Here is a 15,562-nt window from a genome sequence, read left to right as displayed (position 1 = left end):
CATTCTATCCAAGATCGATCACGACAATTTCCGGCGGCACGCCGAAGCGCACCGGCGCGATGGAGCAGCCGAGGCCACCGGAGACGATGATATTACGCCCCTCCTCGATCATATGACCATAGGCGTAGCGGTTGCCGTAGCGCGAGGGCACGATAGGCGAACGGCCGAGCAAACGGATCTGTCCGCCATGCGTGTGACCCGATAGGGTCAGCGACACACGCTCCGGCACGCGCGGAAAGATATCGGGTTCATGGGCAAGCAGGATGACCGGCGCATCGTCCGTCACCTGAGCCATCGTTCCCTCGAGATCGTCGAGGCCGAGCATCTGCGTGCGGCCCCACTTCCGGCCCGGCAGAAGCGCTAGCTGATCTTCGAGGCCTGCGAGCCAAAAGCCGCTGCCATCCTTTTCGAGCCGGACGGCGCGGTTGCCATAGACCGGGATGCCGACGTCGGCGAAGGCTCGGTGTCCGAATGTTTCCATCCCGCCGTTCTTCTGGGCGGTCCTGTCCTCCCACCAATCGTGGTTGCCCATGACCGCATGGACGCCGAGAGGGGCCTGCAAGGTGGCGAGCGCCTTCGACCATTGGCTCGAATGCACGTACTGCGTCACCATGTTCATGCCGGCGGCGTAATCGCCGAGCAGGACGGTGACGTCGCCTTCGAGTTCATTCGCCGTGTGGCAGATCGCGGCAATGCGGCTTGCCGACATCCAGGGTTCGCAGGCATGGAGATCGGCGAGCGCGACGACGCGTAGCTTGAGCCCTGGCGTCCATCCCGGCGGCGTCAGCTGGTAGCGGGTGATGGCGAGCCGCGCGAGCGGTTCATAAGCAAAGGCATAACCACCGAGCGACATGACGCCGGCGAAACCGCCGCCGAGAACCTTCAAAAATCCGCGGCGGGTGATCACTCAGTTGTCCTCCTGGAACAGCCGGAACTGCGCAGCCTCCATATCCTTTGGCGGTTGCATTCCCAGATGTTTCCACGCGATTGCGGTCAGAACACGGCCGCGTGGCGTGCGCTGAATGAAACCCTGCTGGATCATGTAGGGCTCGATGATGTCCTCGATCGCGTCGCGCGGCTCGGAAAGGCCGGCGGCAATGGTTTCGATGCCGACCGGGCCGCCGCCGAAATTGACCGCGATCATGTTGAGGTAACGTTTGTCGAGTTGGTCGAAGCCGACATTGTCGACCAGCAGGCGGGTCAGCGCCTCGTCGGCGATCTCGCGGGTGACGGCTTCTGCCCTTGCCACCTCGGCAAAGTCGCGCACGCGCCGCAACAGCCGGCCGGCGATGCGCGGAGTGCCACGGGCGCGTCTTGCGATCTCGCGGGCGCCCTCCTCGGTGATCGGCAGGTTCATCAGCCGCGCGCCGCGGCGCACGATCAGCTCCAGCTCCTCGACGGTATAGAAACTCAGGCGCACCGGAATGCCAAAGCGGTCGCGCAGCGGCGTCGTCAACAGGCCGAGGCGGGTTGTGGCCGCCACCAGCGTGAATTTCGACAGGTCGATCTTCACCGAGCGAGCGGCAGGGCCTTCCCCGATGATGAGGTCGAGCTGGAAATCTTCCATGGCCGGATAGAGGATTTCCTCGACGGCGGGATTGAGGCGATGGATTTCGTCGATGAAGAGCACGTCGCGCTCCTCGAGATTGGTGAGCAGGGCAGCGAGATCGCCGGCCTTGGCGATCACCGGGCCCGACGTCGAGCGAAAGTTGACGCCGAGCTCTTTGGCCATAATCTGCGCCAGCGTCGTCTTGCCGAGGCCGGGTGGACCGACGAAGAGCACATGGTCCAGCGCTTCGCCGCGGTTTTTCGCCGCCTCGATGAAGACCTTGAGATTGGCGCGCGCCTCCGCCTGGCCGGTGAACTCGTCCAGCGATTGCGGGCGCAACGTGATATCAAGGTCTTCGCCCCGCTTTTCCGGCGATATCAGGCGGGCGGGTTCGCTCATGCTCTCATTCCGTTTTGAATCCTGTCACACCAATACACCAAAAAACGGCTGCCTCGACATCCCATCATCGGTTTTGCGGCTTTTCACCGCGCCAGTTCCTTCAATCCCAGCCTGATCAGCTTGGCGCTGTCGGCGTTATCACCCGCCGTCTTCATTGCCGCGGCAACCGCATTGGCGGCCTGGTCGCGGGAATAGCCGAGGTTGGTCAATGCGGACACCGCATCGGCGACCGGTGCTGCCGCGACGCCTTCACCGAGTTCCTGCTTGAGAGCGATATTGATTGCTTCCCCGGCAAAGGCAGGCGCCCGGTTCTTGAGCTCGGTGACGAGGCGCATCGCCACTTTCGGACCGACGCCCGGCGCGCGGGAGACGGCAGTGCGGTCCTGCAGGGCGATCGCATTAGCCAGTTCGCCTGGGGTCAACGTCGAGAGCACGGCGAGCGCCACCTTGGCGCCGACGCCCTGGACGCTTTGGAGCAGGTTGAACCATTCCCGCTCTAGCGCGGTCATGAAGCCAAAGAGCTTCAACTGATCCTCGCGCACATAGGTCTCGATGAACAGCACGCAGGCCTCGCCAGCCGAGCCAAGCTTCGACAGGGTGCGGGCCGAGCAATGGGCGACGTAGCAGACGCCGTGCACATCGACGAGCACATAGTCTTCGCCGATCTCGTCTATGGTGCCTTTCAGCTTGCCGATCATGGGTCGCGGTCTCTCAAGGATGCGTTTCGGGAGAAATGATGTCCAACTCAGGGAAATAGGAGCGGTAGCGCGCGCCATCGCGCGTCAGAAGGCGGTGCGATCGAACGAGGGCGTGCGCCCCGATGAAAAAATCCGGCAGGGTGCGATCGCGCAGGCCGCCGCTTCTCCGGTACTGCGCGTGGGCCATGCCGGCCCGGTACGCGGCGGGAAACGGCAGGGCCTCGCGGATCAGGTTCAGCCGCGACAGGAGAAATGCAAGGGTTTCCTCGCGCGGGGTCATGCTTGCCAACTCCGCCCAGACGACCGGTGTCATGATGAATTGCGAATCCGGACGCAGTATGCTCAACGCCCGCGCGGACCATTCCCTGAAAGGATTATCCGGCCCGAAAATATCGATGAAGATGTTCGTATCAACGAGGACTGAGGTCATCACGTGGTCCCCTCAACCATTCCATGAATTCATCGGTCGTCATGCCGCTGGTGTCGAGGGTCCCGCTCATACTGCCGAGCCAGGATTCAAAATCGTCCTGTGATGGCTCTATCCTGCTGGATAGGACAACGAGGCGGGCACCCTTTTCATCGGCAACGAAATCCACCTCGGATCCCGGGCCGATCTTCAAACGGTCTCGGATGTCCTTGGGAATGGTCACCTGGCCTTTTTCCGTCACGCGCATGGTAATACCTCCGAGGTATTACTTATCATCGAATGGGAACAAGTCAAGAACAGATTAGCCAGCCAGCGCCTGCCGCATCCGGTTGCTGCCGCGATTATGCGCATGGCAGATGGCGATCGCCAGGGCGTCGGCGGCGTCGTTGCCCTTGAATTCGACCTTCGGCATCAGGATCTTCAACATCATGTGGATCTGCTGCTTTTCGCCATGGCCGACGCCGATGACGGCCTTCTTCACGGCGTTCGGGGCATATTCAGAGACCGGCAACCCGGCGCGCGCCGGCACCAGCATGGCGATGCCGCGGGCCTGGCCAAGCTTCAGGGTCGCCACCGCATCCTTGTTGACGAAGGTTTGCTCGACGGCGGCCTCATCCGGCTTATAGCTGTGGACGATCTCCGCCAGGCCGTCGTGCAATTGGCAAAGGCGGGAGGCAAGGTCCATGTCTCCATCGGAGGTCACGGTTCCGGATGCCACAAACCGCAGGGAATTGCCTGATGTCTCGATGATTCCCCAGCCGGTGCGGCGAAGACCGGGATCGATGCCGACGATGCGAATCGTATTTTGCATGGTTCAACCTATAGCGATTGCGAAATAACTGCCATCGATATGTGAACAAAACAAAAACATTCCTGGATTTCGGCCCCGCCATTTACCGCGAATTAAAACAGATGCCTGAATTCTAGTCACCGAATACGAGAGAGGCTGCTTTTCGCGAAGATTTAAGCCTCCGATGTTCTGTTTATAGGTCAGTTGATCAGGCATGCGCTGCGTGCCCGCGCTTGGCAGGCGCGTTCAGAAGGGGTTCGTCGTACATGGCTCGGAGATTTCAATCCCTGTCCTTTAAGGTCATCGCCACATTCATTCTGCTGACCGTGCTGTCGATCGCGGTCATCGATGTGCTTGCCTATTTCGCCAGCAGCCGCATTTCCGACGAGCAGGCGCTGAAGGCCAAGGAAAGCGTGCTGATCTTTCGCGGCGACATGCTGCAGGACCAGCTGACGCAGCTTGAAAACCAGGCCAACTCCATCGCGCGCATCGAGGCGCTGCAGATGTCGATCACCAACCTGAAGAGCGGCTGGAAGACCATCGAGAAGACCGCGGGCGATGCCCGTGCCGAGCTGAAGAAGGTTTTCATAGCAGGCAACCCCAACCCCGCCGACCAACGCGAGAAGCTCATCAAGCCGGAAGGGCCGAGCGGCTTTTATTATTCGAGCCACGAGAAGACGCAGGGTGAAGTTGCCCGCGACCTCGAGGATACCGCCTTCAGCGATCTGCTGATTGTCGATCTCGAGGGCACCGTGCTCTATTCCTATAAGAAGGAAGACGATTTCGCCGAAAACCTGAAGTCGGACGCCTGGAAGGCGACCGGTGCCGGCATCGCTTTCGCCAAGGCGATCGAGAATACCGCCAGGGCGACCGATGACGCCGCGCCGACAGGCTTTTCCGGCCTTCGCGTCGATGCCGGCAGCGGCAAGTCGGCGATCTTCTATGCCGTGCCGATCGTCAAGCTTGGAGCGGCCAAGGGCATCATTCTCTTCAAGGTGCGGGACGAGATCGTCACCGGCATCCTTGCCAAGGGCATCGTCCAGGGCAGCACGGCACGGGCGGCGATCGTCTCCGGCGATGGCTCCGCCGTCGGCCTCGACGCGAGCGGCAAGCTTGCAACGCTCGATGCGACACCCTTCACCTTCATCAAGAGCGCGCTTGCCAGTTCGGCGATGACGGTGGCCGACTTCGGCCGGACGGACGGCGCGGCCCGCGCCTATGTCCGCGGCATCGACTATCGCGGCGATCGCTTCCTCGTGGTCGAAAGCGTGCTTCTGAGCGAGCTTAATGCCGGCTCGATCGAGATCGCCACTCTGCTGACGATGATCGGCATCGGTGTGCTCGTCGTCATGGCGATCGCGACCGGCCTCATCACCAATTTCTTGTTTTCGCCGCTTGCACGGCTTGCCGGCGTCACCCGCGATGTCGCCGACGGCAAGCTCGACAGCGAGATCGGCAGCCTGAACCGCAAGGACGAGATCGGCACGATGGCCAACGCGCTCGACCGCTTCCGCCACTCGCTGATCGAAAGCCGCGAGCTCGAAGCCGCGAGCGAAGAGACGCGCCTGCAGGCCGAGCACGACCGCCAGCAGAACCTGGCCGAGCGCGAAGCCGAGGCGAAGACGCTACAGCAGGTGGTCGAGGCGATTGACGAGGGCCTGCATCATCTGGCGAACGGCGATCTCGCCTATCAGATCGATACCCGCTTCCCGAACGAGCTTGAAAGCCTGCGCGTCAATTTCAACGAGGCGCTGGCGACGCTCAGCGAAACCATGACGGCGATCGGCGGTAACTCGATGGCGGTGCGCGCCGGCTCCGAGGAGATGCGCACCGGTGCCGACGAACTTGCCGGGCGCACCGAGCGCCAGGCCGGCTCGATCACCGAGACCGCGAATGCGATCAGCGCCATCACCCAGTCGGTCCGCCAGCAGATCGCGCGGGCCGAACAGGCCGAGCGCATCGCCCGCGACGCCAAGAAGGAGACGACCGGCTCCGGTCAGATCATGCGCGAGACGATCGCGGCGATGGAGGCGATCCAGGCCTCCTCGCGCCAGATCAACACGATCATCTCGGTCATCGACGACATCGCCTTCCAGACCAACCTCCTGGCACTTAATGCAGGCGTCGAGGCGGCGCGCGCCGGTGAATCCGGCAAGGGCTTCGCCGTCGTCGCCATGGAAGTGCGCGAGCTGGCCCAGCGTTCGTCGAGTGCCGCAAAGGAAATCTCCAGCCTGCTGCAGAAATCGACGCATGAGGTCGAAAGCGGCGTTACGCTTGTGGAAAAAGCGGGCGTTGCGCTGACGGGCATCGGCGCCCATGTCGAGGCGATCAACGGGCAGATCAACGAGATCATGAGTGCGACCCGCGAGGAGGCCAATACGCTGCGCGAGATCAATAGCGCCGTTGCCGAACTCGACGCGATGACGCAGCAGAACGCCTCGATGGTCGAAGAGACGACGGCGGCGATCCACCGGCTGGCGACGGAAGCCCTGGAAATGGACCGCCAGCTCGGCAATTTCACGCTGCCGCCCGGCCACCACCAGCCGAGCGCCGAGGTGCATGTGCTGCGCGGTCATCGGTAAATTATCGATTCTAACATTGCAGAAGGGTCGCGCTCGCGCGGCTCTTTTTGTTTGCGCGCATGGTTTGGAATGGTGCGGGCGCGAACCTACATAGACGGCATCGTTCAACTGCCCGGCAGGTTTCCCATGGTTCCCTTCTCCATACTCGACCTTTCCCCCGTTGCCGAAGGCAGCACCGTGCGCCAGTCCCTCGATGGCTCGGCGCGCATGGCTGTGAAGGCCGAGGAATTCGGTTACAAGCGCTTCTGGCTTGCCGAACATCACGGCATGCCGGGGATCGCCAGCGCTGCCACCGCCGTTGTTATCGGCCATGTCGGGGCTGCGACGAAGCGTATCCGCATCGGCTCCGGCGGCATCATGCTGCCCAATCATTCGCCACTGGTCATCGCCGAGCAGTTCGGCACGCTGGAGGCGCTCTTCCCCGGCCGCATCGATCTCGGCCTCGGGCGCGCGCCGGGATCGGATATGCGTACGGCACAGGCGCTGCGGCGTAATCTCGAGGCCGGTGCAAACAGCTTCCCGAACGACGTGGTGGAACTGCAGCAACTCCTCGATACGCCGGTCGAGAACCAGGCGATCCTCGCGGTTCCCGGCAATGGCTCGCATATCCCGATCTGGCTACTCGGCTCCAGTCTCTACAGCGCTCAGCTCGCCGGCATGCTGGGACTTCCCTATGCCTTCGCCTCGCATTTCGCGCCCGACATGCTGCTCGATGCGGTCGCGATCTACCGCGACCGCTTCCAGCCCTCGGCGACGCTCGCCAAGCCGCATGTGATGGTCGGCGTGATGGGCGCGGTGGCGGCGACGGACGAGGAGGCACGCTATCATTTCACCTCTGCCCAGCAGCAGTTCGTCAATCTGCGCCGCAATGTCCGCGGGCCGTTCCCGCGTCCGGTGGCCGATATGGGGGACTTCTGGTCGCCGATGGAGAAGATGAATGTCGAACACACGCTGCGTTATGCCGTGGTCGGGTCGCCGAAGACGGCGGAGGCGAAACTGACGGAGTTTCTACAGGAAACGCAGGCCGACGAGGTGATCATCTCGATGCCGATCCACGACATCGAGGCGCGGCTGACATCGGTGGAACTTTTCGCGGGGCTGGGAAATTTCATGCGAGCCGCCGCGTAAGGCGTCACTCTGACGCGCCACCTTTCCGGCAAGAAAAAACCCGGCGCTGCCGCCGGGTTTTTATTGGACACCTACCTGCGGAGATCAGGCCGAGAGCTTTGCCAGCACTTCTTCCGAGACCTCGAAGTTGGAATAGACGTTCTGAACGTCGTCATCATCTTCCAAGCTGTCGATGAGTTTCAGCAGCGACTGAGCTTTTTCCTCGTCTACCGGCACGTTGTTCTGGGCGCGCCAGACGGCCTTGACGGTTTCTGCCTCGCCGAGGCTCGATTCCAGCGCTTTCGCCACTTCGCCGAGGGCTTCGAAGCCGCAGGTGATGTAGTGGCCGTCTTCGTCGGTTTCGACGTCATCGGCGCCGGCATCGATCGCGGCTTCCATCACCTTGTCGGCATCGCCGACGGAAAGCTTGTAGGTGATTTCGCCGACATGGTCGAAGGAGAAGGAAACGGAGCCGGTTTCGCCGAGAGCGCCGCCGGCCTTGGTGAAGCTCGAGCGAACGTTTGAGGCGGTGCGGTTGCGGTTGTCGGTCAGGGCCTCGACGATGATCGCCGTGCCGCCGGGGCCATAGCCCTCGTAGCGGACTTCGTCGTAGTTTTCGCCGTCGGCGCCGGCTGCCTTCTTGATGGCGCGGTCGATATTGTCCTTCGGCATGGACTGGGCCTTGGCGTTCTGGATCGCCAGGCGAAGGCGGGCGTTCATCGTCGGGTCGGGCAGGCCGGCCTTTGCAGCAACGGTGATTTCGCGCGCAAGCTTGGAGAACATTTTCGACCGCACGGCATCCTGACGGCCTTTGCGGTGCATGATGTTTTTAAACTGTGAATGGCCAGCCATGGCACCCCTGTTCACGTCTCATTGTTCGGAATGGGCCGCCTTATAAGAGTGAAACGGCACCCGTTCAAGGAAAAAGCAGTTCGGAACAAAGGTGAGGGGATGACGTTTCAACCGAACTCCATCCAACGGAAAGGAACGATCATGGCAAGTCTCAGCGAGGCGCAGGAACATCCAGCACGTCAGCTCTGGGATCAGGTCAACGATGTTCATGCCGGCATGCTCGGAATTTCCGGACTGGACATGCACATGCAGCCGATGGCGCCGCATGCCGATCCCACCACCAACACCATCTGGTTCTACACCAAGACCGACGCCGACATCGTGCGCGCCATCAAGCCCGGCAGCCGCGCGCATTTCTGCGTTATCGGCAAGGATCACGACTATCACGCCTGCCTCGCCGGTGTGATCGAGGTGCATCCTGACCCCTCCAAGATCGAGGAATATTGGAGTTCGATCGTCGCGGCCTGGTATGACGGCGGCAAGAAGGACCCCAAGCTCACCATGCTGTCCCTCCATGTCGACGATGCCGAGATCTGGGTTTCCACAGGCAACAAGCTGAAATTCGGCTGGGAGATCGCCAAAGCCAATCTCGACGACGACAAGATGCCGGATGTCGGCATCAAGCGTCACCTGCAGTTCGCTTGACGTGCAGTGCCCCTGCATAATTCGTTAAATCGGAATCGATTTAAGGATAAAATTATGCAGCAATTCAAAGTGCTACAGCGTCCTTTGCGCGCCTGAAAAGACGCGCGGCGCTGTAGAAGGAAAACCACCGGGCCTTTTTACCGCACACCCTTCATCACATAGATCAGCGGTTTTTTCGGCAGCGTGCGCATCGAGACGGTGATACTGTCATCGGGCGCATTGGCGACGTCGAAATCCTTGCCGAACATCGAGACGAAGGCTTCGACTGGCGGGCCGCGCCGGTGCATTGGTAGGATCAACGACGAGCGTAGCCGCTTGATGACGCGGCTCATGCTGTCGGCGCCCATCGTCAGGCCACCATCGACGGGGACCATGACAACGTCGAGGCGGCCGATCTCGGTATAATGGGCGTCCGTCAACTCGTAATGCAGGTGGCCGAGATGGCCGATGCAGAGGCCGGCGATCTCGAAGATGAAGATGGAATTGCCGTTCTCATGCGCGCCGCCGAGGCCATAGCTGAAGCGGATATCCGTCGTGACGTTGCGGATATAAGCATCGCCGACGACGAGATTGATGTTGGCCTTCTCTCCCGAAACATCGCTCCACCCATGCAGCACGTGCTTGATGCCGGGATCGGGGGTCAGGGTGTAGTGGGTCGTGTGCGCCTTGTTCATGGTCACGACATCGGGCGGCGTCGCCGGCCGGTACCAGCCATTATAGTCGGTTGCGACAACGATGCCGCCGGGCGTATCGATCTCGAAGGTGGAGTGGCCGAGGAAGGTGAGTTTGACGTCCTCGCCCTCGGAGACGGCAGGCATCAGCGGCGGAGCGCCGGAAAAGCTTGCGAAGGTCACCTTGGGGATGGTTTGCGCGATCGCCTGGCACTGGCTGACCGGTGGCCGCTGCTCTTGCGCTCCGGCAAGATTCGGCGCGGCGAAGGCCGCAAGGCATGCGATAGCGAGGATAAGATATCGCGGCTTCATGCCACTCCTCTGGCGCTTTCACTTTGTGGCGGGAGGATGCGGCATGAGGCCGCAGGGGTCCAGACGGCGGGTTCTCACAATTGCGTGTTGGACGGCCGCGCGTTGCCCGTTACCGCCAGAACTCTGGCACCGTCTCTGCCAATCGTGGCCCGAGCCGGAGTGGCGCGATTTTTTCGGCCAATCCCGTCGTATCAGAGATCTCCACGCCGACGCCGCAGATCGTCGCGGGGCCGTTCGCGGCCTCCATGCGGCCCTTCGGCATCTTGGAGATGAAGCGGTTGAGCGGCTCCTCCTTGTCCATGCCGAGAGAGGAGTCGTAGTCGCCGCACATGCCGGCATCCGACATATAGGCGGTGCCGCCGTTCAGGATCTGGGCGTCGGCCGTTGGTACATGCGTGTGGGTGCCGACGACGAAGCTGGCGCGGCCGTCGACGAAATGGCCGAAACACTGCTTCTCGCTGGTCGCCTCCGCATGAAAATCGAAGATGATCGCATCGGCCTGTTCCTTCAGCGGGCAGGCGGCGAGGATGACCTCTGCCGATTTGAAGGGGTCGTCGAGTTCGGGATGCATGAAGACCCGGCCCATGACGTTGGCGACGAGCACGCGCGCACCGTTCCTGGCATAGAAAAGGCCGGATCCGCGGCCGGGCGTGCCTTGCGGATAGTTGGCGGGACGCAGGAACTGATCGTGGCGGCCAGCAAAAGCGACGGCTTCCTTCTGGTCCCAGACGTGGTTGCCTGTCGTCACCACATCGGCGCCGGCATTGATCGTTTCCAGAAAAATATCCTCAGTGATGCCGAAGCCGCCGGCAGCATTCTCGCCGTTGACGATGACGAAATCGAGCTTGAGGTCTGAAACCAGGCCGGGAAGACGGTCCCAGACCGCCGTACGTCCCGTCTTGCCGACCATGTCACCCAGAAAAAGCAGCCGCATTCCCTATCCAATCCAAGAGGCAAAAAAGCGAAGGCCGCTTTCTGTCAGGATGGCATCCAGGCTTATGTCGTGCGGCTCAGCGGGCACATGTGCCACTTCCTGGCAGTCGAATGCAATGCCGATCAGCTTCGGATGCAGGCCTTTTTGCCTTAGCCGGCTGATGGCACGGTCGTAGTGGCCGGCGCCGTAGCCGATGCGGTGGCCGCGGGCATCGAAGGCCGAAAGCGGCACCAGCATGATCTCGGGGTCAAGAATGGCGGCATCGGCGCCGGGGCCGACCGTCCCGAAGCCGGTATCGACCAGCGGCGCACCTTCCGCCAGCTCGCGAAAGACGATGGTCTGCCGATCGAGGATCGCCGGCACGCAGAGCCGCGCCCCGCGCACGGCAAAGCGCGCCATCAGCGACCTGAGATCGGCTTCCGAACGGATCGGCAGAAAGCCGGAGATGATCGTACCCAGTGCAAAACCGACGGCCTCGCCGGCATGTTCGGCCATTGCGAGACTTTTGGAGGCGCGTTTCTCGGCGGGGATGGCGTCGCGTGCGGACAGCCGTTCGTTGCGCAACTGCGCTTTCAATTCTCTAGAGGTCATTCGATCTGCCGGTTCTGAGAGATTTACCCGAGCATAGACGGCTGGATGTCCGATGCAAATGCCGGATGCGACGGTATCACGCGCGTTTGACGCCTCGGCCGCCGGCGGCTGCGAGCGTCAGACGACGATGCTTGTCGGTATTGTCGCCGTGGCGATGGAGAAGCCTGCCATATCAGGAATGGCATTGGCTCCGGGCTGCCGGTCCTGCTGCCGCAACTCGCGCATCGCCTTGTCGAGCACTTGCTTGAGTTCGCGCACCACCGCCTTGAACTCTTCCATCGTTTCGCGATCATCGGCCGAAATGCCCGAGAATTTCGGGGCATCCTCGGCGACGCTCGCATAGGCGTTGCGGGCGTTGGTGGCGGCGTCCGGTTCCTGCGAGCCGGTCTCGCCGGCCGCAGTTTCTCCTGCGGTATCCGTCAGCGCCGCATCGGCCCCGCTGATTGCGACGGCCGCTGCACCCGTGGTTGCATCCATCGAAACCGCTGTTGCCGGGCTGCCGGTCGCGACTGATGATGCGAATTCGGAGGCGGCGGTGCCGACCTTGCGCGCCAGTTCGGCGGCCAGACGGGCGACCACCTCAGGAGCCATGTTGGAGCTGCGCAGCATCTCCAACTGCTGCTTTGCCTCTTCGAGCTTGCGTTGCGCCTTCGCCTTGGCCTCGTCTCCCGAGTTCGCCAAGGTCTGGCGCATCTGCTGCAGCGCCTGGGTGGCGCGTTGCAGCTTCAGCACGCCTTGATCGGTCTCGCTTCCGGCGGCTGAAATGGCTGCCGTCGAAGACGTGCCGCGCAAGATGATGGAGGCAGACGTGGTTGCGACCTGCATGGACAATCCCCCGATTTTTAATTCGGGCCCCCGATTGCAATTCGGGGCATTCTGCAACGTCAGGCTTGCGTGGACCTGTGTCTTGGGGATTTAGGCAGCGCAGCGGCCAGCTGCTGCATCGTCTCCTCGAATAGAGGCGCTCCGCCGGGTGCCCAGCCGAGCGTGCGGATTTTAGCAGTGCTCATGGGATTGAGTGCGGCCCTGTCGGGAGGGGGCGGCAGCGCGTGCCGACAGCCCGTCTCGCGACGGATGGGTGAAAGGATATCGCGCGTGTCGACCGAGATGTCCGAGACGTTGAAGACCTCGCCGGAGATGCGGGTGCTTTCCGTTTCCAGCATCAGCCTCACCGCCCGACCGAGGTCGCGGCCGTGAACTTCCGTTCCCCGACGGGCAACAACCGGCCGGCCGGCGAGGTAATCGGCGATGAGGCCGTCCCATTTGTTCGGCGAGAGATCGCCATAGACGCCGGTTGCCCTCAGGCTGACGCCGGCAAAACCCGGCGTGGAGAGGTGGTCAAGCGCGCGTTCGGCATCGAGCTTGACCTGGCCGTAAAGTGTTTCGGGCTTGGCCAGCATCGTCTCCGTCAGTTCGGTTCCCTCGGGATGTTCGCCATAGGCGGCGCGGCTGGACAGAAAGACGCAGCGGCGTGTGCCGGCGCGTTTGGCAGCTTCGAAAAGCCGGACGGTGCCGTCGAGGTTCAACCTGTGGAAGGTCTTCGGATCGTCGCCCTCGCCGCCACGATATTTGCCCGGAACATGGCTGAAGGCGGCGTGGACGAAGAAATAGGCGTCGTCGAAGACGTCGATCTGATCCTTGTCGGGGTCGAGCGAAAGCGCTGCGAACTCGACCGGGCGGGAGAAGAGGCGCGGCAGCGGCGCGCGGCGCCCGCCGACGATCACCTGATATCCGGCGGCCAGCAGTTCCTCGACGACATACCGGCCGACGAGACCCGTTCCACCCGATACCAGTACCTTCATGCTGTCCCTTCCGGATTGTCCAGCGCCGTGATCTCAGGCACATCGCCGCCATCGTGGAAACGGTGCCACAGATCGATCAAAGGTTGTAGTCGCGCTGCCTTGGGATGATCCTTTTCCCACGGTTTTTCATACTGGTAATGCAGGATCGAAATGCTCTTCCAGTCCCAAAGGTCCGGCATGGTGAACCATACATATTGCAGCATGTTGAAATAAACCGGCAGGCCGTGCCAATCCGGGAAGAACGTCTCGAGAAAGGTCTGATCGGTGCGCCGCCAGAAGGCGTCCGGCCTGTCGAGCCTTTCGAGCATGTGCCGGAATGTGTCATGCGAGGGCGTGGCGACGAAGACGCCGGAATTCATGCGGCGGAAGTCGGCGAGGCTTTCGTAGACATTGGGGGCGGCGGAAAATTCCGGATAGAGGAAGAGCCTGTCGACGTTCTTCAGCACGAGGGCGTCGGCATCGATGAAGACGCAGCGCTGGTATTCGACGAGCTGCCAGAGCCTGAGTTTGCAGAAATTGTCGAGCGGCGAATGGAAATCCGGCTTGCGGCCCTTGGTGAAAGGGGCTGCCGAATGGAGCTGGCCACGCGCATGGCGTTCGTTGAAGGCCGCAGACAGCGGCAGGTGCTCGACCTCGATCAGGCGGCAGTCGAGCGCCTTCAGGGGCACGAGTGCGGCTGCATCGACGCCGCCGGTGTGGAGAATGATGATGTCAGCCCCGGTGCCGGTTCGGCGCAGGGAGCGGGCAAGTGCGGTCGCACCCATGGCGTAATCGGCATTGGTGACGAGGGTGACGTAGGCCAAGCGATGAGATAGTTGCGTGTTTACGTGCGCCATTGCCGCACTTCCTTGTTCCTGTCCTTGGTCAGGCCCAAGGACAGGGCAGAGGGGGGCTCACACTGTATGCCCTCTCCTTCCCACATAAACTGACTTGCTAAGGGAATCTCTATGGAGCCTTCCATTATGAACACGCCCGCGCTCACGAGACGGATTTCAGCCGCTTGCCTTCGGGATCGTGATTGATCGTCGCGGCGATGTCCTTAGTCCAGGCGGAGACAGCCGGAACGCGCGCGCGGTCGACGCGATAGGCGAATTTCTTGGCGACGTCGACGATTTCGCCGAGCAGGCCTGCTTCCAGCGTGATCGGGTCGAGGCCGAGATCGCGGAACTTTTCGTTCCGGACGATCAGCTCGTTCTCGGCGGCTTCCTTGCGCGGGTTGGGCAGCCAGGCAATCTTGGCGCCGCTCATCCTGGCGATCATCTCGGCGAGGTCGCGCACCCGGTGAGTTTCGGTCATCTGGTTGAAGATCTCGACGCGGGCGCCGCGAGCCGGCGGGTTATCGAGAGCCAACTCGATGCAGCGCACCGAATCCTCGACGTGGATGAAGGCACGGGTCTGGCCGCCGGTGCCGTGCACCGTCAGGGGATAGCCGATCGCCGCCTGGATGAGGAAGCGGTTGAGCACCGTGCCATAATCGCCGTCATAGTCGAAACGGTTGATCAGCTGCGCATGGCGGCGCGTCTGCTCGGTATGCGTGCCCCAGACGATGCCCTGGTGCAGATCGGTGACCCTCAGGCCGTCATTCTTCGCATAGAACTGGAAGAGAAGCTGATCCAGGCACTTGGTCATGTGATAGATCGAGCCGGGATTGGAGGGATAGAGGATCTCCTGGCTGACCGTGTCGCCGCCTGCGGTTTCGATGCCGACCGGCAGGTAACCTTCGGGGATCGCGGCGCCGACCGTCGAATAGCCGTAGACGCCCATGGTGCCGAGATGGATGAGATGGGCATCGAGATTGAGTTCCGTCAGCGCGTTCAGCAGGTTGTGCGTGGCGCTGACGTTGTTGTTGACAGTGTAGTTCTTGTGGCGGTCGCTCTTCATCGAATAGGGCGCGGCCCGCTGTTCGGCGAAATGTATGACGGCATCCGGGCGGTGTTCGGAAAGCCAGTTCTTCAGGAGTTCGTAATCCTTGGCGAGATCGATCAGATTGAAGTGGATGCGGCGTCCGGTCTCGGCATGCCAGATGCGGGTGCGCTCCTGGATCGAATCCATCGGGGTCAACGACTGAACGCCGAGTTCGGTGTCGATCCAGCGGCGCGAGAGATTGTCGAGGATATGGATGTCGTGCCCGGCATCGGAGAGATGCAGCGACGTTGGCCAACCAATGAAACCGTCTCCGCCCATAACCGCAATCTTCATCGCA

At 62.0% G+C, this 15,562-nt stretch carries 17 protein-coding genes; 3 read left to right on the top strand and 14 right to left on the bottom strand.

Going from position 1 to position 15,562, the window contains the following annotated elements:
- Positions 1 to 4 precede the first annotated feature (4 nt).
- The 6 genes from AC245Y_RS18230 to ruvC all read right to left on the bottom strand — a co-directional run bounded on the left by AC245Y_RS18230 (position 5) and on the right by ruvC (position 3,884).
- Entirely contained in the window at positions 5 to 907 is a 903-nt protein-coding gene (locus tag AC245Y_RS18230) for a metallophosphoesterase (RefSeq protein WP_012758866.1), read from the bottom strand.
- Positions 908 to 1,948 carry a Holliday junction branch migration DNA helicase RuvB gene (gene ruvB / locus AC245Y_RS18225; protein WP_003552548.1) on the bottom strand — a complete coding sequence of 347 codons (1,041 nt, stop codon included), beginning with the start codon at positions 1,946 to 1,948 and terminating at the stop codon, positions 908 to 910.
- 83 nt (positions 1,949 to 2,031) lie between these two features.
- The gene (gene ruvA / locus AC245Y_RS18220) at positions 2,032 to 2,646 is read right to left on the bottom strand and encodes a Holliday junction branch migration protein RuvA (RefSeq protein WP_012758865.1); all 615 of its coding nucleotides are present in this window, start codon (positions 2,644 to 2,646) and stop codon (positions 2,032 to 2,034) included.
- Between the two features lie 13 nt (positions 2,647 to 2,659).
- The gene (locus tag AC245Y_RS18215; RefSeq protein ID WP_017995094.1) at positions 2,660 to 3,076 is read right to left on the bottom strand and encodes a type II toxin-antitoxin system VapC family toxin; all 417 of its coding nucleotides are present in this window, start codon (positions 3,074 to 3,076) and stop codon (positions 2,660 to 2,662) included.
- Positions 3,057 to 3,320, bottom strand: a complete 264-nt coding sequence (locus AC245Y_RS18210; protein ID WP_003552542.1) for an AbrB/MazE/SpoVT family DNA-binding domain-containing protein — start codon at positions 3,318 to 3,320, stop codon at positions 3,057 to 3,059. The genes AC245Y_RS18215 and AC245Y_RS18210 overlap by 20 nt, the downstream gene beginning before the upstream one ends.
- A 54-nt stretch (positions 3,321 to 3,374) precedes the next feature.
- The gene (ruvC, locus tag AC245Y_RS18205; RefSeq protein ID WP_003542749.1) at positions 3,375 to 3,884 is read right to left on the bottom strand and encodes a crossover junction endodeoxyribonuclease RuvC; all 510 of its coding nucleotides are present in this window, start codon (positions 3,882 to 3,884) and stop codon (positions 3,375 to 3,377) included.
- Positions 3,885 to 4,129: 245 nt separating this feature from the next.
- Here ruvC and AC245Y_RS18200 point away from each other — a divergent pair, with 245 nt between their 5' ends.
- Both AC245Y_RS18200 and AC245Y_RS18195 read left to right on the top strand, forming a co-directional pair.
- Positions 4,130 to 6,445: a methyl-accepting chemotaxis protein gene (locus AC245Y_RS18200; protein ID WP_026157465.1), complete on the top strand. Its 2,316-nt coding sequence runs from the start codon at positions 4,130 to 4,132 to the stop codon at positions 6,443 to 6,445.
- Positions 6,446 to 6,571: 126 nt separating this feature from the next.
- Positions 6,572 to 7,573 carry an LLM class flavin-dependent oxidoreductase gene (locus AC245Y_RS18195; protein WP_017995092.1) on the top strand — a complete coding sequence of 334 codons (1,002 nt, stop codon included), beginning with the start codon at positions 6,572 to 6,574 and terminating at the stop codon, positions 7,571 to 7,573.
- Between the two features lie 84 nt (positions 7,574 to 7,657).
- Here the strand turns inward: AC245Y_RS18195 and AC245Y_RS18190 are convergent, their stop codons facing one another.
- The gene (locus AC245Y_RS18190) at positions 7,658 to 8,404 is read right to left on the bottom strand and encodes a YebC/PmpR family DNA-binding transcriptional regulator (RefSeq protein ID WP_017995091.1); all 747 of its coding nucleotides are present in this window, start codon (positions 8,402 to 8,404) and stop codon (positions 7,658 to 7,660) included.
- A gap of 141 nt (positions 8,405 to 8,545) precedes the next feature.
- On the opposite strand from AC245Y_RS18190, the gene AC245Y_RS18185 reads away from it, so the two are divergent.
- On the top strand, positions 8,546 to 9,049 hold the full coding sequence (locus tag AC245Y_RS18185) for a pyridoxamine 5'-phosphate oxidase family protein (protein ID WP_012758860.1): 504 nt from the start codon (positions 8,546 to 8,548) through the stop codon (positions 9,047 to 9,049).
- Positions 9,050 to 9,186: 137 nt separating this feature from the next.
- On the opposite strand, the gene AC245Y_RS18180 is transcribed toward AC245Y_RS18185, so the two are convergent.
- The 7 genes from AC245Y_RS18180 to AC245Y_RS18150 all read right to left on the bottom strand — a co-directional run bounded on the left by AC245Y_RS18180 (position 9,187) and on the right by AC245Y_RS18150 (position 15,558).
- Positions 9,187 to 10,032, bottom strand: coding sequence for an MBL fold metallo-hydrolase (locus AC245Y_RS18180; protein WP_017995090.1), 846 nt, complete (start codon positions 10,030 to 10,032; stop codon positions 9,187 to 9,189).
- A 109-nt stretch (positions 10,033 to 10,141) separates the two neighbouring features.
- Entirely contained in the window at positions 10,142 to 10,966 is an 825-nt protein-coding gene (locus tag AC245Y_RS18175) for a TIGR00282 family metallophosphoesterase (RefSeq protein ID WP_003552528.1), read from the bottom strand.
- 3 nt (positions 10,967 to 10,969) lie between these two features.
- Positions 10,970 to 11,557: a 5-formyltetrahydrofolate cyclo-ligase gene (locus AC245Y_RS18170; protein ID WP_017995089.1), complete on the bottom strand. Its 588-nt coding sequence runs from the start codon at positions 11,555 to 11,557 to the stop codon at positions 10,970 to 10,972.
- 117 nt (positions 11,558 to 11,674) lie between these two features.
- The gene (locus AC245Y_RS18165) at positions 11,675 to 12,382 is read right to left on the bottom strand and encodes an AAA family ATPase (protein ID WP_012758857.1); all 708 of its coding nucleotides are present in this window, start codon (positions 12,380 to 12,382) and stop codon (positions 11,675 to 11,677) included.
- Positions 12,383 to 12,441: 59 nt separating this feature from the next.
- The gene (locus AC245Y_RS18160; RefSeq protein WP_012758856.1) at positions 12,442 to 13,359 is read right to left on the bottom strand and encodes an NAD-dependent epimerase/dehydratase family protein; all 918 of its coding nucleotides are present in this window, start codon (positions 13,357 to 13,359) and stop codon (positions 12,442 to 12,444) included.
- Positions 13,356 to 14,195 (bottom strand): glycosyltransferase, encoded by an 840-nt coding sequence (locus AC245Y_RS18155; protein ID WP_020487027.1) that lies wholly within the window; start codon positions 14,193 to 14,195, stop codon positions 13,356 to 13,358. The genes AC245Y_RS18160 and AC245Y_RS18155 overlap by 4 nt, the downstream gene beginning before the upstream one ends.
- A 142-nt stretch (positions 14,196 to 14,337) precedes the next feature.
- Positions 14,338 to 15,558: an NAD-dependent epimerase/dehydratase family protein gene (locus tag AC245Y_RS18150; RefSeq protein WP_017995086.1), complete on the bottom strand. Its 1,221-nt coding sequence runs from the start codon at positions 15,556 to 15,558 to the stop codon at positions 14,338 to 14,340.
- Positions 15,559 to 15,562 lie beyond the last annotated feature (4 nt).

The organism is Rhizobium sp. SRDI943 (genome assembly GCF_057653695.1).
This window is presented reverse-complemented; position numbering and strand designations above follow the sequence as displayed.